The organism is Hymenobacter sp. UYAg731 (genome assembly GCF_054061335.1).
The window spans coordinates 245,435-264,504 of sequence record NZ_JBSSEC010000007.1; the positions used below are offsets into that span (position 1 = coordinate 245,435).

The 19,070-nt window shown below is 63.3% G+C and carries 28 protein-coding genes; all 28 read right to left on the minus strand.

From position 1 onward, the window contains the following. Nucleotides 1–21 precede the first annotated feature (21 nt). Entirely contained in the window at nucleotides 22–504 is a 483-nt protein-coding gene (locus tag ACVWYF_RS20555; RefSeq protein WP_457071615.1) for a phage tail tube protein, read from the minus strand. A 38-nt stretch (nucleotides 505–542) separates the two neighbouring features. Then, nucleotides 543–917 (minus strand): tail completion protein gp17, encoded by a 375-nt coding sequence (gene gp17, locus ACVWYF_RS20560; protein WP_457071617.1) that lies wholly within the window; start codon nucleotides 915–917, stop codon nucleotides 543–545. After that, the gene (locus tag ACVWYF_RS20565; protein WP_457071619.1) at nucleotides 917–1,117 is read right to left on the minus strand and encodes a hypothetical protein; all 201 of its coding nucleotides are present in this window, start codon (nucleotides 1,115–1,117) and stop codon (nucleotides 917–919) included. Before ACVWYF_RS20565 ends, gp17 begins: the two co-directional genes overlap by 1 nt. Then, nucleotides 1,114–1,599: a hypothetical protein gene (locus ACVWYF_RS20570; RefSeq protein ID WP_457071621.1), complete on the minus strand. Its 486-nt coding sequence runs from the start codon at nucleotides 1,597–1,599 to the stop codon at nucleotides 1,114–1,116. Before ACVWYF_RS20570 ends, ACVWYF_RS20565 begins: the two co-directional genes overlap by 4 nt. Next, a complete protein-coding gene (locus ACVWYF_RS20575) occupies nucleotides 1,592–1,912 on the minus strand; it encodes a phage head closure protein (RefSeq protein ID WP_457071623.1) in 321 nt (106 codons plus the stop codon). The genes ACVWYF_RS20570 and ACVWYF_RS20575 overlap by 8 nt, the downstream gene beginning before the upstream one ends. Next, nucleotides 1,909–2,304: a hypothetical protein gene (locus ACVWYF_RS20580; RefSeq protein WP_457071625.1), complete on the minus strand. Its 396-nt coding sequence runs from the start codon at nucleotides 2,302–2,304 to the stop codon at nucleotides 1,909–1,911. The genes ACVWYF_RS20575 and ACVWYF_RS20580 overlap by 4 nt, the downstream gene beginning before the upstream one ends. Before the next feature lie 11 nt (nucleotides 2,305–2,315). Further along, nucleotides 2,316–2,702, minus strand: coding sequence for a head-tail connector protein (locus tag ACVWYF_RS20585; RefSeq protein WP_457071627.1), 387 nt, complete (start codon nucleotides 2,700–2,702; stop codon nucleotides 2,316–2,318). Between the two features lie 5 nt (nucleotides 2,703–2,707). Next, on the minus strand, nucleotides 2,708–3,037 hold the full coding sequence (locus tag ACVWYF_RS20590; protein WP_457071629.1) for a hypothetical protein: 330 nt from the start codon (nucleotides 3,035–3,037) through the stop codon (nucleotides 2,708–2,710). An 88-nt stretch (nucleotides 3,038–3,125) separates the two neighbouring features. Continuing rightward, complete coding sequence (locus ACVWYF_RS20595; protein ID WP_457071631.1) at nucleotides 3,126–4,484, minus strand: phage major capsid protein; 1,359 nt, start codon at nucleotides 4,482–4,484, stop codon at nucleotides 3,126–3,128. 35 nt (nucleotides 4,485–4,519) lie between these two features. Next, a complete protein-coding gene (locus ACVWYF_RS20600) occupies nucleotides 4,520–5,161 on the minus strand; it encodes an HK97 family phage prohead protease (RefSeq protein WP_457071633.1) in 642 nt (213 codons plus the stop codon). Next, on the minus strand, nucleotides 5,158–6,522 hold the full coding sequence (locus ACVWYF_RS20605) for a phage portal protein (RefSeq protein ID WP_457071635.1): 1,365 nt from the start codon (nucleotides 6,520–6,522) through the stop codon (nucleotides 5,158–5,160). Before ACVWYF_RS20605 ends, ACVWYF_RS20600 begins: the two co-directional genes overlap by 4 nt. Nucleotides 6,523–6,580: 58 nt before the next feature. Then, nucleotides 6,581–8,398 (minus strand): terminase large subunit, encoded by a 1,818-nt coding sequence (locus ACVWYF_RS20610; protein ID WP_457071638.1) that lies wholly within the window; start codon nucleotides 8,396–8,398, stop codon nucleotides 6,581–6,583. Continuing rightward, a complete protein-coding gene (locus ACVWYF_RS20615; RefSeq protein WP_457071640.1) occupies nucleotides 8,395–8,595 on the minus strand; it encodes a hypothetical protein in 201 nt (66 codons plus the stop codon). Before ACVWYF_RS20615 ends, ACVWYF_RS20610 begins: the two co-directional genes overlap by 4 nt. Before the next feature lie 4 nt (nucleotides 8,596–8,599). Beyond that, a complete protein-coding gene (locus tag ACVWYF_RS20620) occupies nucleotides 8,600–9,073 on the minus strand; it encodes a phage terminase small subunit P27 family (protein WP_457071643.1) in 474 nt (157 codons plus the stop codon). A 93-nt stretch (nucleotides 9,074–9,166) separates the two neighbouring features. Continuing rightward, on the minus strand, nucleotides 9,167–9,490 hold the full coding sequence (locus ACVWYF_RS20625; RefSeq protein ID WP_457071645.1) for an HNH endonuclease: 324 nt from the start codon (nucleotides 9,488–9,490) through the stop codon (nucleotides 9,167–9,169). Next, nucleotides 9,474–9,830: a hypothetical protein gene (locus ACVWYF_RS20630; RefSeq protein WP_457071647.1), complete on the minus strand. Its 357-nt coding sequence runs from the start codon at nucleotides 9,828–9,830 to the stop codon at nucleotides 9,474–9,476. The genes ACVWYF_RS20625 and ACVWYF_RS20630 overlap by 17 nt, the downstream gene beginning before the upstream one ends. A 120-nt stretch (nucleotides 9,831–9,950) precedes the next feature. After that, nucleotides 9,951–10,238, minus strand: coding sequence for a hypothetical protein (locus tag ACVWYF_RS20635; RefSeq protein ID WP_457071649.1), 288 nt, complete (start codon nucleotides 10,236–10,238; stop codon nucleotides 9,951–9,953). Nucleotides 10,239–10,243: 5 nt separating this feature from the next. After that, the gene (locus ACVWYF_RS20640; RefSeq protein WP_457071651.1) at nucleotides 10,244–11,239 is read right to left on the minus strand and encodes an ASCH domain-containing protein; all 996 of its coding nucleotides are present in this window, start codon (nucleotides 11,237–11,239) and stop codon (nucleotides 10,244–10,246) included. Beyond that, nucleotides 11,232–12,659, minus strand: coding sequence for a hypothetical protein (locus ACVWYF_RS20645; protein ID WP_457071653.1), 1,428 nt, complete (start codon nucleotides 12,657–12,659; stop codon nucleotides 11,232–11,234). The genes ACVWYF_RS20640 and ACVWYF_RS20645 overlap by 8 nt, the downstream gene beginning before the upstream one ends. 176 nt (nucleotides 12,660–12,835) lie before the next feature. Beyond that, entirely contained in the window at nucleotides 12,836–13,945 is a 1,110-nt protein-coding gene (locus ACVWYF_RS20650; protein ID WP_457071655.1) for a hypothetical protein, read from the minus strand. 220 nt (nucleotides 13,946–14,165) lie between these two features. Beyond that, entirely contained in the window at nucleotides 14,166–14,954 is a 789-nt protein-coding gene (locus tag ACVWYF_RS20655) for a hypothetical protein (protein ID WP_457071657.1), read from the minus strand. After that, nucleotides 14,896–15,888: a hypothetical protein gene (locus ACVWYF_RS20660; protein WP_457071659.1), complete on the minus strand. Its 993-nt coding sequence runs from the start codon at nucleotides 15,886–15,888 to the stop codon at nucleotides 14,896–14,898. The genes ACVWYF_RS20655 and ACVWYF_RS20660 overlap by 59 nt, the downstream gene beginning before the upstream one ends. Next, complete coding sequence (locus ACVWYF_RS20665) at nucleotides 15,885–16,046, minus strand: hypothetical protein (RefSeq protein ID WP_457071661.1); 162 nt, start codon at nucleotides 16,044–16,046, stop codon at nucleotides 15,885–15,887. The genes ACVWYF_RS20660 and ACVWYF_RS20665 overlap by 4 nt, the downstream gene beginning before the upstream one ends. Continuing rightward, on the minus strand, nucleotides 16,043–16,945 hold the full coding sequence (locus tag ACVWYF_RS20670) for a hypothetical protein (protein ID WP_457071663.1): 903 nt from the start codon (nucleotides 16,943–16,945) through the stop codon (nucleotides 16,043–16,045). The genes ACVWYF_RS20665 and ACVWYF_RS20670 overlap by 4 nt, the downstream gene beginning before the upstream one ends. Before the next feature lie 81 nt (nucleotides 16,946–17,026). Continuing rightward, nucleotides 17,027–18,097: a pentapeptide repeat-containing protein gene (locus tag ACVWYF_RS20675; protein ID WP_457071665.1), complete on the minus strand. Its 1,071-nt coding sequence runs from the start codon at nucleotides 18,095–18,097 to the stop codon at nucleotides 17,027–17,029. A 38-nt stretch (nucleotides 18,098–18,135) separates the two neighbouring features. Continuing rightward, the gene (locus tag ACVWYF_RS20680) at nucleotides 18,136–18,396 is read right to left on the minus strand and encodes a hypothetical protein (RefSeq protein WP_457071667.1); all 261 of its coding nucleotides are present in this window, start codon (nucleotides 18,394–18,396) and stop codon (nucleotides 18,136–18,138) included. Between the two features lie 46 nt (nucleotides 18,397–18,442). Further along, the gene (locus ACVWYF_RS20685; protein WP_457071669.1) at nucleotides 18,443–18,727 is read right to left on the minus strand and encodes a hypothetical protein; all 285 of its coding nucleotides are present in this window, start codon (nucleotides 18,725–18,727) and stop codon (nucleotides 18,443–18,445) included. A 4-nt stretch (nucleotides 18,728–18,731) separates the two neighbouring features. Next, nucleotides 18,732–19,070, minus strand: a 339-nt coding sequence (locus ACVWYF_RS20690) for a hypothetical protein (protein WP_457071671.1), incomplete at its 5' end; no start/stop codon positions are given.

Sequence of the window (19,070 nt, forward strand, 5' to 3'; positions counted from 1 at the left end):
TTTGGCGTCCTTTCATGGGGATTAAGCGGGGGCCAGCGTCTTGGCCAGCGGGCCGGTGCCCTGCACCGAAATCGAGTAGGTGGCAATGCCCTTGAGCTGGCCCTTGAAGCTGGATTTGGTGATGATGCCCAGGCCGGCGTAGCGGGCGCTGCCGGTGGCCGAACCGATGCGGTACTGAATCTGAATCGGCTGCGGGTCGTCGGCAATCTGCAAATCGAGCAGGTTTTCGGCGGTCACGTTGTTGTCGGCATCGCTCATGCCGGTGCCGGTGGTGTCGTTGATGGCCTGGCGCACGTTGAGCGTGCCGCTGAGGCTAAAGCCGTTTTGGCCGCCAATATATTCCTTCCATTTGCCGCTGGCCCAGCACGTTGCCTCATCGGCCTCGGTATCGACGTCGAAAGAGGCATCGGTTACGCAGCCCACCACCACGTAGGTGGGCGTGCTGCCGACGGTTTTTTGCACCGCTAAGCCGATATCGCGGCCTTTGATGGGATTTAATGACATGGTGTTTGCAGAAAAAAGGTGAGAAGAAAACGGGGTGGCTACGCAGCCGGAATTTCAAGGAAGTAGTCCTGGCTGCGGAAGTAGCAGTCGGCCGTGTCGTCGTGGTGGTCGATTTCGTTGTCCAGCTCCAGGTACACGCCCAGGGTGCTGAGCCGGTGCAGCGCCCCGCGTACGGTGGCGGCCAGGGCCTCGATTTCGCCGTAGGTATCGGCAAACAGGCTCAGCTGCACGCGGGCAATGTCATCAAGTGCGCAGATAGCCGAGCCGTCGGGCACGCGGCTGATGAGCTGGTAGGTGATGGCCGGTCGGGGCTGCTCCTGCGGGATGCGCAGCGGGTAGATGCGCGTGCCCACCAGGGCCGCCACGGGGGCGGCCTGGCTCAGCAGGGAGAAGAGCAGCGGGCCGAGGAGCATTATTTTACGCTTTCGATATCAGTTTCTTGCCAGAAGAAAGTGTCTTGCTGAATATCAATCGGGGATTCATCCGTCAAGACCCAGCGCGTGCTTCCATCCGGTTGAGCAACCTGTTTTGCTTTGCGGATTACGCAAATAGCCACCTCCTTTTCGGGGACAGGCTTCTGCTCGTCCTGATTAATCCAAGGGCCGTTTTTCATTTGAAAACAGATTTAAACTCACTGACAATAATTTCCTTACACTGGGCCTTGATGCTGTCCACTACCTGCGGGTTGGTGGCATCAAAAGCGGGCCGCATGAAGGGCTGGGCGGCAATGCCGGGGTGGCTCACCTGCTTGGCGGCCCCGCCGGCCCACACCAGCAGCCCGCCGGCCGCCTTGGCCTTAATCGTGTGGGGAGCGGCCCCGTATTCGAGGATGTGGCCCACGTAGCCTTTAAAGCCGTTGCCCCGGCGCGGGCCGAGGGTCAGGCTGTTGTTCTTGCGGTTGGCAATGAAGCCAATCGACTTGGTGGTGTCGCCGGTGACGTCGGCATTGCTGCTGAGCGCCTTCGCCAGCTTCAGCATCGGCTGGCCCGCTTTGCGCAGCACGCCGTCAATCACCTTATCGCCGAACGCGCCGGGCAGGCCGTCGAGCACTTGGCTCAGTTCTTCAATGTGCAGAAATTGAATGCCGTTAGCCATGGGAGTAGCAGGTGAGCTTGAGGCCTTGCCGACAGCCAATTTCGGCCACGTCGGTAATCTGAAACGTGCGGCCTTCGTGCATCAGCTGCCAGGTGGGCCGCACGTCGGCCCGGTAGCGGATGGTGAACAGGATGCGCTGGGTAGCCGTCAGCTCGCCAGCCTGCACCGCCTCGTTGCCCGGGGCGTAGTAGATGCCGGCCCACACCGCTTCCACGTCGGTGAAGGCCTTGGGGGCCAGCTCGCCGTTGGGAGCCTGCGGCACCGTCGCCGGGGCTTGCAGCGTAATGAGACGGTCGAGCTTGCCGATGTTCATTTTTTTAGCTGGCCCATTACGCCCCGGTCGATTCGTTCTTGTACCCGTTCGCGACAGGCATCAAGAAATGTTTCCAGGCCCGCAATCATTTTGGCATTGTGGCTTGAAGGGAACCGTGCGTTAAGTTTCACGCACCGGTCAAGCAGGATAATGGCCAACTGTTCGCTTTGAGCACCGGCTTCCATTGGGGCCTCATCAGGCTTATGCACGAACCGGATAGTTTGGGTCGAATCAGTATAGATGGCTTGCTGCGTTTCCGGGTCAAAGCCAAGCGATTCGCGCAGCGTGTACTCGTGAGCGCCGCCGTAAGTAGCGTCTTCCTTAACACTAACCGTCTGTTCGGTACTTGGGAAAACAGTGGCTGCTAAAGCCAGTAGAGCAAAGTTTTTCATGGCAGTTTTGATTAGATAGTGGGCACCCGAATCAGGTTCATGAGCTTCTGGCAGGTTTCGGGCACCTTCACGGCCACGGCGCGCACGTCGGTGATGACACTCTGCCGGTTTTCGTACCAGTGGCCGATGGCCAGAAGCACCCACTGCAGGGCCATTGCCTGCTCATCGGGGCTGAGCACGGCCGGGTCGACGAACGAGATGAAGCGGTAGGCCAGCGGCACGGCAGCGGGGTCGATGACGGCCGTAATGGTGGGCTCGCCTTCTTCGGGCCAGCGCCGCTTGCTTTCCACCTTAAAAGCGGCCTGCGCCGAGGCCAGGTAAAGGCCCACGGTGGCATCCTCCGTCGTGTCCACGGCGGAGAGCCGTAAATGGGCCTTTACCTGGTCGAGCGTGAGCATAAGGCTTACTTGGCAGCAGCTTTTGAGCCGGTTTCGGTGCCTTTGTGGGCCGTTTTAGCAGCTTTTTCTACCCCTTTTTCGAGGGTTTTGGCCACGTCAGCCGACGTTTTCACGCCCGTAGCGGGCACCACGGCTGTTTCGGCTGCGGCGGGCGCAGTGGCAGTTTCCGTCTGGGCGTGAGCGGCTGCCGCCTCCTTGGCGCTGGATTCCTCGAAAAAGGGGCCGGATTCGGCGTATTTGTCGAATTCTGCGCGGGTGAGGGTAATGATTTCGCCCGGGTGGGCGGTGTACCCGGGATGGGTGCGGAGCACCTTGGCGTGAACGGACTGCGACATGACGATAAGGGCTAAAGTAAAACGATTGGCACCCAAAAGGCCCGCCACGGGGAACCGGGAGGGCTTTTTGACTTACTTATTGGGTCGGCTACTGGGTTACCAAGCTTCCGATTTCCGTGCTGGGCGTCGCGCCTACGAACAGGGCGAACGACTCGGGGCGGCGCACCAGAATGTCCCAGAAGGAATTCACGATGAGGCGCGTCTGGCCGTTGGTGGCCTGCGTGTAGGGGTCTACCAGCAAGTCCAGGCCGCCCCACTGGCCGATGACCATGTTACTCCAGTCGCCGTAGGCGATGGTCGAGGCCTGCGTGGCCGTGCCGCGTGCGCCGTCCTGAATCATGTTCGACACCACCAGCTTGTGGCCGTTGAGCTCGTTGTTGTCGGTGAGCAAATACACCGGGTAGCCGGCTTGCAGGGGCGTAGTTTTGAGCGTGCCCTTGATTTTGCTGTTCATCAGGTAGCCGAGGCTGCCCATCGCGGCGTTGCGGATTTCCACCGAGGCCTCCAGGCCGACGATGTCGTTCAGGGTCGGGGTGCGGCCGTTAGCACCGCCGTTGGTCACGAATACGCCGGGGGTGTTGAGCAGGCCCAAAGGCTGATTGCTGCCTTGCAGGCCGTCGCCGTAGATGGCAGCCGAATCCACCGCGTAGTCCACGCTCAGCTGCAAATCCTGGCGCATCATCATCTCGATGTCGGGCGTGGTTTGCAGTAGGAACTGCTTCGACACCAGCAGGTAGGTGCCCAGGCGGTGGGGGTTCATTTTCGAGCGCCCGAACTTATCGTTCGATTTGGGCAACTCGGCCACTTCCGGCACCCAGGAGCTGGTAGCTCCCTGCGTCATAATCGGAAACGGCACCTCGCCCACCAGGCCGGTGAGCACGCGGGCACCGAGGGCCTGTACGGCCAGTTGCGGGCGCAGGATGCCCAGGATGGGCTGAGCCGGGTCCTGGAATACCACGGCCGAGCCATCGGCGGGCTGCGTGGGCATGGTTACCGAGTTGTCGCGGCGCTCCGTGCCGGGGCGGCTCTGGCTGCGCTGCTGCATGGCCAGGAATGACGGAATGCCGTAGCCTTCGATGGCGATGCCCAGGGCGCGGGCTTCGCGCTTGGCTTCCTGGTGCATCTCGCCCTCAATGCCCGTGGGCTGGCGGTGCTCCATTACGTCCAAGGCCAGCTTGCGCAGGGAAAACCCGGACAAGTCCTTTTCGTCGTTGGCGCTGTGGCGGCTCTGGGTGCTGGCACCGGCGGCGGCGGCCGTGACGGCTTCCACTTCTTTGGCGCGGGCAATCTTGGCATCAAGGGCGCGAATTTCGGCGGTCAGGCCGTCAAATCGGGTTTCCTCGTCGGCCGTCAGCTCGCGCTTTTCGGTTTCGGCCAGATTGGTCAATTCCTGGGCGGCAGTGAGCTTGGTGGCCCGCTCTTCCAGCAGTTGCTTTAAATTTTTCATGGTACTTATTTGCAGAAAAAGGGTGAGGTGAAAACTTAGAAAGCCAGCAGCTCCAGCTGCCGGCGGCGCACCGAAAGGGGCACCGTGGCGGCGCGCTCTTCGGCCGGGGCTTCGGGGTGGGCCTGCTTGAATTGCTCCAGGCTGCGGTGGGCCGTGCTGCTGTCGGCGTAGGCCGGGTCGGTTACCGGGCACACGTCCTTCACCACTTCGATGTCGGTAATGGTCCGCACGTAGATGTCCGTTTCGTCGGTCTGCTCGTGCTCCCAGGTGTCGCCGTTGCTGGCCACGCGGAACGCGAACGAAGAGCCCACCACGTCGCCGCGCATGATTTTGCGCATCACCCGCACATGGTCAGGGTCTTCCGCGTCGTAGGGAATCTCGTAGCTCAGGCCGCCGTCCGCCGAGCGGGTGAGCGTGAGCGTACCGCCGCCGGTCGTGCCGAGCACGTAGTCGCGGTTGTGGTTAAACAGGCCCTTCACGTCGCTCAGGTCGGCTTCGTCCAGCGCCTTGGGGTCGATAATTTCCACGAAGCCGCCCAGGTTCTTGCTGCGCTTGCCGCACACAATGGCCTGGCCGATGAAGGCCATCGGACCGGCAGCGTCGGCCACGGCGCGAAACTGCACGCCACCCTCTGAGATGAAGCGGATTTCGTCGGTATTCAGCGGGGGCTTTTTCATGCGGCAGGGGCAGGTTTAGCGGGTTTGGCAGCGGCGGGCTTGGTCAGCACCTCTTTTATCATGCTGGTGGGCACCATGTTCAGGGGCACAAACCGCTCGTCGCCGCCGGGCACATGGTTGCGGTCCTCCATGTCGAGCACGTCGTTGGCGCTCATCGCGCCCATGCCCCACAGGGTTTTGTAGAAAGCGCTGCGGGCCGCGTAGTCGCCGCGCAGCAGCCCGTCGTAGTTGAAGGGAATGGTGTAGCGGGCCTTCTGGTCTTCGCGCAGCAGCTTGCGGGCATTTTCCTGCTCAATGCGGCGCGTCCACGGGCCAATGGTGTCGGTCACGAACTCCAGGCCCTGGTGTTCGATGTTGTTGTTAGTGGAGCGGTCGAGGATGCCAATCTTGTGCTGCGGCACCCGGAAGCCCCGGGCAATTTCCACGGCCTGCACGTTGCGGGTTTCGATGAATTGGGCATCGGCCGGGGGCATGCCAATGCGCTTGTATTGCAGGCCCTGCTCCAGAATCATCGGCTTATGGGAGTTGCCTATGCCGCTGTAGCGGTCGGCAAACTGATTGCGCAGCCGTTGCAGGGGCGTAAGCCCGTCGCCGCCGACTTTATCACCGATGAGCGTAGGCGATTCGAGCACGGCATCTACGTGGGTGCCGTTGGCGTAGAAATTCACGCCGTACTGCTGGGCGCTCAGGCCGAGGCTCATGTTTTCGCGCATCACGCTCAGCACCGAGCGGCCGGTCACGCCGTTGAAGCCGAGGCCGGCGTAGTGCAGCAGCTCGTAGCTCTGGCGCGGCTGCTTCTCGCCCACAATCTGGTAGTAGAGCTCGCCGGCGTACTCAATCACGGTCACGTTGCGCGGGTGTACCCAGTGCAGGCCGATGGGATTGAAGCGGCTGTCCCGCTCGATGATGGCGTAGGCATTGCCCCACAGCACGCAGGTGGCCACCATCAGCTCCATGAAGTTGAAGGCCGACTGACGGGGGTTGGGCTCCAGGGTGAGCAGCAGGTACACCGGGTGCTCACTGGCCACGCGGCGGGAGCCGGTGCCGGTCTTTTCCAGCACCAGCAGGGGCAGCTGGGCCACCGACTCGGCAATGACGCGCACGCAGGCCCAGACGGCCGAAAGCGTGACGGCCGTGTACTCGTTCACGGCCACACCCGACGAGGGCACGAAGGCCCCGCCGGTGTTGAAGTAATCGAGCAGGCGCGTGTCGGCCGTGCCGGTGCCGCCCCCGTCGGAGCCCACCAGCAGGGCGCTGCCGCCCGTGTTGTTCGGGTCGCCGTTAACGGGCTGCGGCTTGCGCCGGGCGGAAGAGGAGGAAAAAAGGTCGAACAGGCCCACGGCAATGCGTTTACCTGTCAAAGCTCCGAACGTGGGCCGGCCGGCCGGTTAGGCCGGCGGGGGAAAGCGGGGGAGGTTGCTACAGCGAGAGCAGCCCCCGCTCTTCGTAAACACTGCTTTCGGCCGCTTCGCCGGTTAGCCACTCGCCCAGCGCCATGATGGCCGCCACCGGGCCGTCAATCTTGTTTTTCGGGTTCTCTTTGCGCGGAAAGATGTTCTCCTTGGCATCGGTGTGGGCCACCACGTTGCTCATCATCCAGTTCATGACCGGGTTGCCGTCGTGGGTGAGTTTGCCGGAAAGCACCAGCGCGTGCAGCTCCTTCATCGGCTCCGACATGGTGCGCACCTGCATGGGGTATTCGCTCACCGGCAGGCCCTCATCGGCCAGTTCGGTGGCGAACTTGATGGCCTGCCAGTTGTCGTAGGCCAGGCTGCGCAGCTGGTGGGTGCTGGCAATAGCGCGCACCCGGTCCTGAATGTAGTTCTGGTCGGTGACGTTGCCGGGCGTGAGCGTCAGGCAACCGTCGGCTGCCCAACCGGCGTAGTGGGCGTTTTCTTCGCCTTCCGCCGCCGCTTCGGGCAGCCAGAAATAAGGGAACAGAAAGTATCGCTCCCTGCGCTTGAAGAGCAGCACCAGCGCCGCCACGTCTACCTTGGTGGCCAAATCGACGGCACCCACGCATTCTTCCGCTTTGAAGTCTTCCAGGCGCAGGCTGTGGTCGGCCGCCGCCTCCCATTTCTGCATGTCCATCCACGCTTCGTTGGCGTTCGCCCACACGTTGAGGTGCTTGGTTTTGAAGTTGCCCCGGGCCTGGGCCACCTTCACGGCCTTGGTGCCTTTGCGGGCAATGTCTTCCTCGTTCACCGACACGCCCCAATTGGGGTTGGCCTTCTGCCAGGAGCTGGGGGCCGCCCAATCGTCGTCGGCGTCGATGGTGTAGATGATGCCGAAGTGCTGGTGGTCGGTGATGCTGCCTTCGAGCACCTTGGTGGTGTAGGTGCGCGTTTCGTAGCAGATGCCGGCCAGGTTGAAGCCGGCCGTGGTAATCTGCCAGAGCAGCGGCTGGCGGCGGGCACCAGTGGCCGTCTCAATCACGTCCACCACTTCGCGGGTTTTGTGGGCGTGTAGCTCGTCAATAATGCCGCAATGCACGTTCAGGCCGTCGAGGTTGCCGCCCTGGTCCCGGGCCAGGGCTTTAAAGAGGCTGCCGTCGTCGGTGTAGATACTGTGCGCCGAGACATGCACCCCGAAGCGTTTTTGCAGCCCGGTGTTCTTCTGGGCCATGCCCTTGGCGTCTTGCCACACAATCTTCGCCTGGTCCTTCGTTGTGGCCGCGCTGTACACCTCCGCCCCGCCTTCGTTGTCAGCCGTGAGCATGTACAGGCCCACGCCCGAGCTGATAGTGGATTTGGCGTTTTTGCGCGGAATCTCCTTGTAGGTGACCTTGTACCGGCGGTAGCCGTTGGCATCCACCCACCCGAATACGGTGGTCAGGATGAAGATTTGCCAGGGCTCCAACACTATCAGCCGGCCCGCCCACTCGCCCTTGGTGTGGGTCAGCAACTCAATAAACTGGCAGATGCGCCGCGCCCGCTTCTCATCAAAGGTGTACTTGAACCGCTTACGCCGCAAGTCATCGAGTTGCCGTTGCGCAGCCAGCGCCACCCACTTGCCACACCGCACTGGCAGGGCGTAGATGCGCTGGCGCTGGGCGTCGGCCTGCTTTTCCAGGGCAGCCACAGCGGCTTCGTCCACAGGCTGGTGTTTGCGCAGCTCGTAGACGGCCGCCACGATGGGACGCAGTACCACTTTGATGGCTTCCTCAGCCGCATGCGCTTCCACCATCTGCGTGGCGTAGCGGTGGGCAATAGCGCAGTAGTCGCGGGGTTGGGTCATGGTTGGCGCCTAAAGGCGGCAAAGGCGTTGGCCATGTTGCGATTTAAATGCTCCACTGCGGCCTTCGCGTGAATTTGTAACCGCGTCTGGGCTAATAGCAATTCACGTTGCGCCTGCGTTACCCAGTCGGCCAGAGGCGAAGGAGCGCAGGTGCGTGCGAAAAGGCGGCGGCTGGTCTTGCGATGCTTCTTCTTCATAACGCTAATCTAATTCCGCCCAAGGGTCGGCTTCTGGTTGCTGTTTCGGGGCCACAATGCGCGTGCGGCTGCTGGGCGTAAACCCAAACTGCTGGCCCAATTTACTGGCCCGGTCGCTGGCCTCGTTGTAGATGGCCACCCAGGGGCTTTTGATTTCGTAGCTCCCGCCGCCTTTGTTTTGCATGGTGGTGGTATAGCCGCCGGGCTCATCCAACTTCGTGGCCGCCAACTCCATCGTAGCGATGTGCCGACAGTAGCTTTTGAGCAATGACAAATCTACGGCTGTCAGCACGCCGAGCGGCTGGAGTTGCTGCATGACGCGGGACCACTCGGCGCGGCCCGCTTCGGGCAAGTCGGCCGGGGGCAGCTCAAAGGACTCCAGCTTCGCCAGCTTCACGCTGGGCTCCAGCCGGCGGCTCGGCTGCAAGGTGCCTTTCTGCGCTTTTAGTTCGTCGGGTTTGCGGGGCCTGCCTGCCATGTGACCGGTTGGGTTGAATTATGCACGTATGAAATTTTTTCTGGGACTGCGGTCTAACGTCGTAAGAGGGCCAAGGATTTACACCCCCTACCCCTATACATCGTTTCTGCCGCTCTGCGTGCGTTCTGCTGCACTCTTGGCTTGGTGACAGGGATGGCAGAGCGATTGGTAGTTGCGGCTGTCCCAGAAGTCGCCACCGAGGCGTACCGACACGACGTGGTCGCACACCGTAGCGGCCGTGGTGCGACCCTGCTCGGCGCAGGCCTGGCAGCACGGCACGCGGGCCAACTGTGCCGCCCGGGCACGCTGCCACCGGGCTGTGCCATAGTCCGCGCTGCGGGCCGCATGGGCGACGTAGGCCCGCTTGGCGGGCGCTGGTTGCCAGGGGCGGCGGTTGGGCTTAGGGAGTGAAGGCATTGGCGGGCAGCAGCGGGTAATAATGCGCGTGGTGGGGCTCACCGGGTAACAGGTACAGGGTGAGCGGGGCGGACACCATGCCGGGGGGCAGGCGGATGCCCTCGGCCCGCACCCGGGTGTTATCGTGCCACACCACCCGGCGCGGGGCCGAAGGGCGCAGGTCCAAATGCCAGTACATGCTATCAAAGGCGGGCGGTACCAGGTTGATGGGTTGGCCGTGGTGCAGGCCCAGCGCCTGCCGCAAGGTGGCGTGCAGGTGCAGGGTTCCTTTCGCTGTAACGCTCAAGGTTGCCATGGGCGGGGTGGGCGGCATGTGGTCGGTGGGGTTGTACGCGGGCATAAACGGGAGTAACAGTGGGCGTAATAGGGTTTTTGCAATTCGGGCACCGCATACACCGCACGCCGGGCAGCAGGTAGCGGGCGTAGAAGCGGCGGCAATGGGGGCAGCAGGGTGGCAGGGTCACGGGCCGGCGGTGAGGATGGCCAGGGCTTCGTCGAAGGAATGCACGACGTGATAGGGCGTGCCGCGCCATGTCCGGCGGAACTCCGCTTCGCCGGGCGTGAGCTGGCGGGCGCTGGGTGGCTGGGCCGGGTCTTTGATTTCCATCAAATGCGTGCGGTCCCGGTAGCCCACGAGCAGGTCGAAACAATTCTTGAGTTGATGTACATGCAAGACAGACGCCCCGATTGCTCGGAGCGCCTTGACTATCTCGGGTTGATTGGCATCGACGCGGGAGGCAGTGCGCATGGCCATCAAAAGGGCAGTTGCTGAATGATGGTGTAGTCGATTTGGCCGGCGCTGTTCACGGTGAGAGAATACCAGTCGGTGCGGGTGTCACGCGAGGCCTGTACATGCAGGGTTTCGTCGGCCTCCTCCGGCTCGGTCATGCGCCGAAAGTCACGGATGTCATCAGCCTGCACCAGTCCACCGTAGCGGGCGGTGAGAGCCCGCGCCAAGGCCTCGCAGGTGATGGCCTCGACGGCTTTCTCCGCTGGCACCGTCCAGAGTTGCTGGAAGCCCCGGCAGGGCAACGGGCGTACCAATGATTCCACGCTGTGGAGGGTCCAAGCCCAGCGGTCGGGCGAATAGTCGCCACAGGCCAGTTCCGTCAGGCTAAGCGCACCCATGTGGTCGGTTTGGTGCATCTCGCGCACCTGGCAGGTACCAAGCAGCGCCCCGAGGGGCAGCGTGTCGTAGGTAAGGCCGTGCCGCGTGAGGATGGCGGAGATTTCGGGGTCGGTGGCGCAAAGCTGCCGGTATTCCTGCGACAGGAACATGGCGGCGTGGATGGCCATGGTACCGCGGTGGCTGGTTTGCCAGGAGCGGGTTTCGTAGGTTTTATAGCCGAGCATGATGAGCGTGGCCCAGGGCTGGTGAAGCGTAATGGCTTTCATTTGGGTTGGGGGTGAGGTTGGTTTAAGTGCCGGCAGGTAGCCGTAGCGCTCGAATTCCATCAAGTCGTGGTTGGTGAGTTGTGGCATGGGGTTTCTTTTCGTAGCTCCAGCCGCCGCGCCGGGTGCGCGGCGGCGGGGTGGCGGGTGCTCAGCGGCGGGGGACAATGCGCCGGCATAGCGCAGCAACTGTTCGTCGGAATCAATCAGGGCCAGCGTGCCACCGCGCTGCGCATAATACTTGTGGACGGTGCTCTGTCCTTCGTATACCTGCCAACCTCGGCTAGTGGTGCCAACCGAGCGGCAGAGCGTCAACTGCTTGAGGCCAAAATTGCGGTAACGAAAGTGCTTATTCATGGTCGTACTGTTTTCCAAGAGGCTGCCCGCCGCCCGGCCCCGCTTCGGGTGCCGCTGGCGCTGCTGAAGAAGCTGCCACGGCGGCCTTCAACGCGGCCACAGCCTCGTCAAATTCGTGGACCAATCCGTGATTGTACCCCGCGCCATCATCGAAGGTCAATTCGTCGCGCACCGCTGCCAGCGCCTTGAAATGCGGCCTAGCATCTTCTATGGCGGCGGGCTCATCTGCTTCGTCAAGCAGGCTTTTGTCAGTTGAAACCAGATGGGCAGCCAGCGACATCATGCTAATCATGAGGCTCAATGCCTCAGGCTCACCCGTGGCCATCTCCTTAGTCATTTCCCCAAACGTCCAACTACGCTTTCCACGAACGCGCAAAAAAATCTCATCGGCCGGGCGTTGGGCCAGCCATTTGGTATAGGCGCTTTGCAGCTTCTCGAAAGCCTCTGCCGCTGCTCCAGGCGCTGCCGTGGCGGTAGGGAGCGTGGGGGTGGCGCGGAGGGCGAGCACATCAGTGAGGCGAGCGCCAATCCGGCACCCGTTAAGAGCGTTTTGCTCCTCGTGCTTATCAATCCCGGCCGCGTCGAGGCGTTCATGCACGTAGGCTTTGAAGCGTCGCAGTGCAAATAGCTCCAGCAGCCCCGCGCCCGCCGCATCGGCCGGGGCGGGCGTGGCGGCAGGGGCCAGTTTTCGGCGGCTTTCGGGGGCATAGCCGGGCGTTACCAATTGCAGGATTTTGCCCAGTGCATCACCGTATTCTTCCGCACGATAGCCCAGTAGTTCACCAACACAGTCCACGATAGTGCTTTTGGCAATGCGCAAGATTTCAGCCTCTACGGCCAGCGCTTCTCGCAGTGCCTCACCAGCTTCTGCCGCCCCGCCCGCTGCTCCAGGCGCTGCCGTGGCGGTAGGGAGCGTGGGGGTGGCGCGGGCTTCTGCTTCCACATCAAGCAGATAGCGCAGTACGGGGCCGCGAATAAGGGCAACGCGCCTGTCATTGGCCCTCTCTTCCAACGCAGCGCGGTAGTCGGCCGTGAGCGCCTCTGGAGCCCGCAGCCCCGCGCCCGCCGCATCGGCCGGGGCGGGCGTGGCGGCCGTGGCGGAGGACGTGAGGGCGGCGCGGCTCAGTTCCAGCAGTGCAATAACTACATCCGGCGAAAGGGCGGCGATGTAGGCAGCATTGGCTTCACCGTCATAGGGGCCTTGCTGCTCAAGTTCATCATCAGTGCCCATGAAGTCGTAATCTTCATCAAACTCGCACTCGGCTACCTTCATGCGTACCCCGCCAAGGCGGGCGGGCGTGTTTTCGAGGTGTTCAGCAGTGCTGGCGTACACGCTTGGATGGCCTTCCCAAACAACCCAGGGGCCGGGCGTGGCAGCAAGGGCCAGGGCGTGAAGGTGGTTGATGTGTTGGATGTGCATGGTTTCAGCTTCTTAAGTGTCAATAGTTACCCCCGCACCACCCGGCGCGGGGCATTCGGGGCCGCGCCTACCGGGCCAGCAGCGCCGGCAGCAGCTTGGCGGCGGCGAGCAGGAACGGGAGAATCCAGAGCAGGCGGTTGCCGGTGGTGGCGGTGATGGGGGCGGGCTTCATGGGATTAGGAGAATTGAAGGGTTTGCTGGGTAGCCAGTCGGGCTAGGCGGGCGGGGTCGCCCCATTGGGCAGCCATTGCATTTGCAATTCCAGCGAAGGTTTTACTGCGCTGCTTGGCCCTGCTCACGCCCGGCGTGGCCTTGTGGCCTCGGGCAGCCCCGCCGGTATTGGAGGGCAGATAAGGCACATATTCCGCCACTCGATTGGTTGGCTCTAGCAAGGGCAGGCCCACTAGCCAGAGCAGCGTCTTCTTCGAGTAGCCGTGGCCGTGCTCGTAGGGCTGAATGGCTTGCGAGTGCGGCGGTAGGCTCACCACGCGGAGCGGCTCCGGGTTCTCAATGGCTTTGTAGCGAATAGGGGCATCGAGCAGCTGACGGAAGAAGCCAACCGCCTCACGCGCAGCAGCCAGGCGTTGCTGGTTGAGCCGCCCGCCCGCGTACATATGACGCGCACCGGCTTTCGAGAGTAGGGTACAAGGCGGGTGGGCAATAAGCAGGTCGTAGCCACCGGAATAGGCTTCGGCCACGGCATCACCTTGAATGTGCCATTCGGGCCGGCCACCGCTGCATACTTGCAGGTCGCACGAGTAGGCTTCATGCCCGGCCGCCCGAAACGCAATGCAAACGGCCTGGCTTTCTTCACACGCAATCAATACTTTCATCACTTTCAGCGGCTTAAAGAAACTTGAGGAAACAGCCCAAAATGCCCAGCAGGGCCAGGCCAAACACGCGGGCCACCCAGCGCCGCCACCGGGGTGCGGCCGGCGTGGCGCGGCGCGGAGGGTGGCGAAGTCGAGGGAGCCAGCAGCGGCGATGAAGGCGGCAGCAGCGCGGGCGGGGTTCGCCGTAAGTGCCCAGTTTTTGTGATGGGCGCGGCCTTCGTGCGGCACGGCATCCATATGCAGCGGCAACAGGCAGCCGGGGTTTTCAGGGTCTTCCATGCGGATGGTTGCACCCTGCGAACCCCATCGTTTCGTATCCAGTACCGTGTCCCAGCCATTCATCAAGCTGATGGAGTGGGCCTCGGGGCGGAAGTCCCACGTCCACGGGCCGGGCTTGCCAGTGGCTTCGCGCAGTGCCGCCAATTCGTCAAGCTGTTTCAGTAATTCGTTCATCGTAGTAGCTTCTTAAGTGTCAATAGTTACCCCCGCACCACCCGGCGCGGGGCATTCGGGGCCGAACTGCTGGCTGCCGGACGGAGCGGCAGCCAGCAGGGCAGCGGGGTGCTGGTATATTCCTCGCAGCTGGAAGCCCGCCCGCGTTGCGCCCGGTGTCTTCCCGCCAACCCACCGACAAAGGGGATTGTACTAGCCGGGCGGCGCGGGTCGGGAGTGCTTATGCGACGCGGTAGCGCTGCATGATTTCGCGGTTCTCATTCTCGTGCTTGCGCTCCATCTGCCGCTGGGCCTCGGGGCTGGGCTTCCAGTCGGGTCGGGCCTTGCGGGTGGTTACCTTGCGCAGGTCGGCCCGCTGCTGCTGGGCCTGTTCGGGGGTGATGAGCCCGCGCCGGGCCTTGCCGTTGGTGATGGTGAGCTTTTGGCGCAGGCCTTCGGCGTTGGGGTGGTCGGACGGAATCTGCTGGGCTACATTTTCCAGCATTTTGGCCGACGTGTCGCCCAGCTGTTTCACGGCTACCGATTGCGCGCTGGCCGTGTGGGCCTGAAAGTCGCGGTGCCAGTTCTCGGTCCACTGGGCTTTGCGGTCGAAATACTCGTTGATGACGCGGTGTATTACACTGGCATCCACCGCCTGATAGAACTTCGTGCCGTTGGTGCGGGCTTCCTTCAGGGCCAGTACCACGTCTTTCAGGCTGTCGTGGGTGTACTTCTGGGCCAGCGCGTCGGCTATCTCGATGATGTCGGCGGCATCGGGCTTGGACGGCACCTTGAGCGAATCCACGAAGGCTTTGAGGATGACCACCAGCAGCTTTATCACCGTGCCCTCACCGAGTTGGCGCCTGACTTGGTAGAGCTTCGGGGACTGGGCGGCCATGGCCATGTTCAGGCCCACCGACATGTCGGCCAGCATCTCGCGCAGCTCGCTGCCCACGTCGTTGCGGGCCAGCTCACGCGTCGAGGCGGCTTGAACGGTAAGCACCAGGGCGTGTTCCGGCGTGGGGGGCATCGGAGCCAGCGGTGTGCCGCTGGGTGCCGGGGGCGAGAACGAGGGAGTTAGATTCGACATCACGAAGGAAGAATTGAGAGGCAGTGGCTTTCCAGTCTTTGCGCAGGGGCATCTCCCCTTTTTGTCGCCACGCCGCTACTTTCTGGAAATAGTAGGGCAGGTTGGCCAGCTCGAAATCGGTGCCGGCAAAAGCAGCGGCGAAGGCTTCCGGCGTGCCGAGTTCGGATTCGAGGAAGGGCACGTCGGGTTTGGCGGTGCGCACCCGGCGCGGCTCTTTGGGCTTGGCGGCCGGCCGGGGGTTGGGCGGGGGCGGCTCTTCGCTTACCGTTTCGCTGAAAGCTTCCGGTGCCGGATTTTCTACCCCTCTTTTTTTTCCTTCCGCCGCCGAATCAACAATGGAAGGTTGATGGAAACTATCTGGAATATTAAATGGAAGATTAGTGTCGGGAATCCCGACTAGGGGTAGGTGGTTTTCCCGACTAGGGCTAGTCGGTTTTTCCGAGTACCCTAGTCGGGAATCCCGACTAGCCCCCCTAGTCGGTTTTTCCGAGTAGCTAGTCGGTTTTTCCGGGTAGGGGTTTGTTTCAGCTTTGGCACGGATGGCCGCCGGCGCGGGGGTGAGCGTGCGGTAAAAGCCCGCCTGCTTGTTCACCACTTTCACGATGAGCCCGTCCTCGTGCAGGCGCTGAATGGCTTCGTTTACCACGTCGTGCTTGAGCGTGAGGCGGGCCATAAAATGCGGGTTGGAGGCATCGCAGCAACCCGTAGCCGCGTGCAGGCTCACGATTTCAGCCAGTACCAATCGCGTGGCCGGCGTGTAGGGCAGGCGCAATACATCGGCGGAAAGGGTGAGGGCGATTTCGGCGGGGCTCATGCGGGCGGGTGGCGAGGCGGTGGGCGCGCTCAGGAAGGCGTGGTCGGGAATGTTGGTCATGGCCGGCGGGCGGGTTTGGGTTCGGTGGGCGGGCGCAGCTGCCAGAAGTCGCGGGCGCGCTGCTGGCCCTCGGGCGACATATGTTTCAGGCAGGCGGCGGCCCCGTTGCGGTAGTCGGCCCAGGTGGTGGGCGGCTGGGGAATGCGGGGCTGGTTCATGCGGCCGGCCCTTTCATGAAGTCCAGCATGCCCATCACGTGGCCATCGGCATAGGCCGGGGCCTGCCATTCGTCGGCGGTCGGCTCATCCCCCGTCCACTTGTCGGGCCAGGTGTTGGCGGCCATCAGTTCCGCGATGCGGGCCACCTCCTCGGGGTTAAGAATGTCCACTAACGGCCGGCCTAGCACCAGGGCGGCCGCGTTGCATTCGGCCTGAATGGCCAGTACCTCGGCCACGCCCCACCGCCGGGCCTCCATCGTGAGCGGCCCGAGGCGCTGCTGCTTCTTTACCAGCTTGCCTTTAGCATCACGCTCCCCGGCCCGCTTGCGCTTGCGGAAGGTTTTATCCGAGCGCAGCCGCTCAAACATAGGCCGCAACCGAAGCAGCGGACGCAGGTAGGCCCAATCGGGATTTTCCACGATGTTCTCCAGCGCCACGTCCTTGCTGGCCACCGGGCAGCCCATGCAGCCGGTGCGGGCATTCTTTTCCTCGGCTTCGTCCCCGCCGTAGGCTTGGGCCAGCGCGTAAAACCCCATGTTTTTGAGCACGGCCCGCGAAAGCGCCCGCTTTTCGGCCATCTCGGCGTAGTAGTTGACTTTGCAGTTGCCGGGCACCGCCGAGCCAAAGGATTCGGTGACCAGCTTCTTGGCCGTGGCTCCCTTGCCGTCAAGCACACGGGTAGCCGTGGCTTTCACGCAGGCGTAATCCGGCTGGCAAACCTCCATCTGGAAGGCCACAGCGATGTTGTTTTTATACTGGATTTTCTCAATGCCCGTGCGGGCAATAATCCAGATGCCGGATTGCGGCTGTTGCCACACATCGGCTTTGGGGTCAAGCTCGTTTTCGCGGCACATGGCCTGAAAGGCAGCGAGCTGTTCGGGAGATTGTTGCTTTGCCATTATCTTTACAGCGTTGAAGTGGTGTGGGAGAAATCTTGCATCGAGAAAGCTGCCGGGAGGGCTCCCGGCAGCTTTTTGCGTTTAGTCGGCAAGTGGGGATGCCGCCACGCGGGCGCGCATATCTTCCAGGGCCGCTTCGTTGGTGGCGTAGAAATTGGGAATTCGGTGCTCCGGGGCTGACGCCGCGTAGATGAGTGCGCCGGCCGTGGCTGGTCCCCACAGCGACTCGATGACTGCGCCGGCCGGCCCGGCCAAGTGAATGGCCCAGCCAGCCCGGCAGTGCGTGGTTTCGCAGGTATGCCAGTTGTCCATCTGGAGAGTACCGGCACCCGTGTCGATGAGCGCCAGGATTTTGGCATCCAAATCCGGCACAGCAATCAGGCTTTTCAGGTCGGCACCGCGCAGGTCGGCATCGCCCAGGTTGGCATCGCCCAGGTCGGCATCGCGCAGGTCGGCATCGCCCAGGTTGGCACCGCGCAGGTTGGCATCGCCCAGGTCGGCATCGCGCAGGTCGGCACCGCGCAGGTCGGCACCGCGCAGGTCGGCACCGCGCAGGTCGGCATCGCCCAGGTCGGCATCGCCCAGGTTGGCACCGCGCAGGTTGGCACCGCCCAGGTCGGCACCGCGCAGGTTGGCACCGCCCAGGTCGGCATCGCCCAGGTTGGCACCGCGCAGGTTGGCATCGCCCAGGTTGGCACCGCGCAGGTTGGCACCGCCCAGGTCGGCACCGCGCAGGTTGGCACCGCCCAGGTCGGCATCGCGCAGGTTGGCACCGCCCAGGTCGGCATCGCCCAGGTCGGCACCGCGCAGGCCGGCATCGCGCAGGTTGGCATCGCCCAGGTCGGCACCGCGCAGGTTGGCACCGCGCAGGTTGGCACCGCGCAGGTTGGCATCGCCCAGGTCGGCATCGCGCAGGTCGGCACCGCGCAGGTTGGCACCGCGCAGGTTGGCACCGCGCAGGTCGGCATCGCCCAGGTTGGCACCGCCCAGGTCGGCACCGCGCAGGTTGGCACCGCGCAGGTCGGCACCGCCCAGGTCGGCACCGCTTTCAAGCCCAGCTAAAAGAGCTGCGCGCAGGGTTGCACCCTCGGCAGTTTGACTAAACAGCACCCGGCCGGAATAGCGGTGCTTTACTTCGATGGTATGGTCCATGTGGCTATTAAAAGGTTGTTGAAGGGAGTTGAATGCGTTTAGTCGTCGTCGCCGTTGCGCCACTCGTAGCGGGCATGGGCCGGATGGGCTTTTTCACTGCGGACGCTGTGGGCCTCCGAGGCGGCGCGCGGCGTGGCGCAGTGCGTCAGGCCGGCCAGGGCCAGCAGGGGCAGCAGCAGCCAGAGCAGCCAGTTGGCCCGGTCAGAGCGCCGGCGCAGGGAGGCGGGGGCAGGGGTGAGCAGGGCCAGGGCGCGGGCTGTGTCGGCGGCGCGGGCAGCCGTACCGGGAAGCAGCTGCACGTAGCAGCGGCCGGAAAAGACGGGGAGTCTGGGGCTGCGCTTCATCTTAGGCGGCTTGCTGGGTGTGAGAAACTTCCAGCTCCGTGGTGCAGCCGGCGGCATGCAGCAGGCAGGCGACACGGCGCAGCTCACATACCTGGTGGCGGGCGTGCAGGGCGGCAATGCGCCAGTCCACTGAGCCGCCGCGCTGGGCAATGGGCGGGTGCTGCTCTTGCAGCAGGCGAACCGAGAGGCGGGTGAGCACGAGTTCGGCCCCGAGGTCGGCGGTGAGCTTGGTGGTGAGGTCGGCCGGCAAATCGGCGGGGTAATCGTAGGTGATGGTGGGTTCCATGGGGCTAAAGAGGTTGTTGAAGTGGTTGGATAGCGGGAATGAACTGGCCCTGCTCATTCAGGCAGTAGGGTGTATTGGGCTTCAGGTGCTGGCTGGCGGCATCGGTGTCTTCACCAATGTTGCCAAGGGCGAAGCGGTAGCGCTTGCCGTTCCAGCGCTTAATCAGGATGGCTCCTTCTTCCCCGGCGGTGGCCGTGCCGCTGTCCCCGGCGGTGGCCGTGCCGCTGTCCCCGGCGGTGGCCGTGCCCCTGTCCCCGGCGGTGGCCGTGCCGCTGTCCCCGGCGGTGGCCGTGCCGCTGTCCCCGGCGGTGGCCGTGCCCCTGTCCCCGGCGGTGGCCGTGCC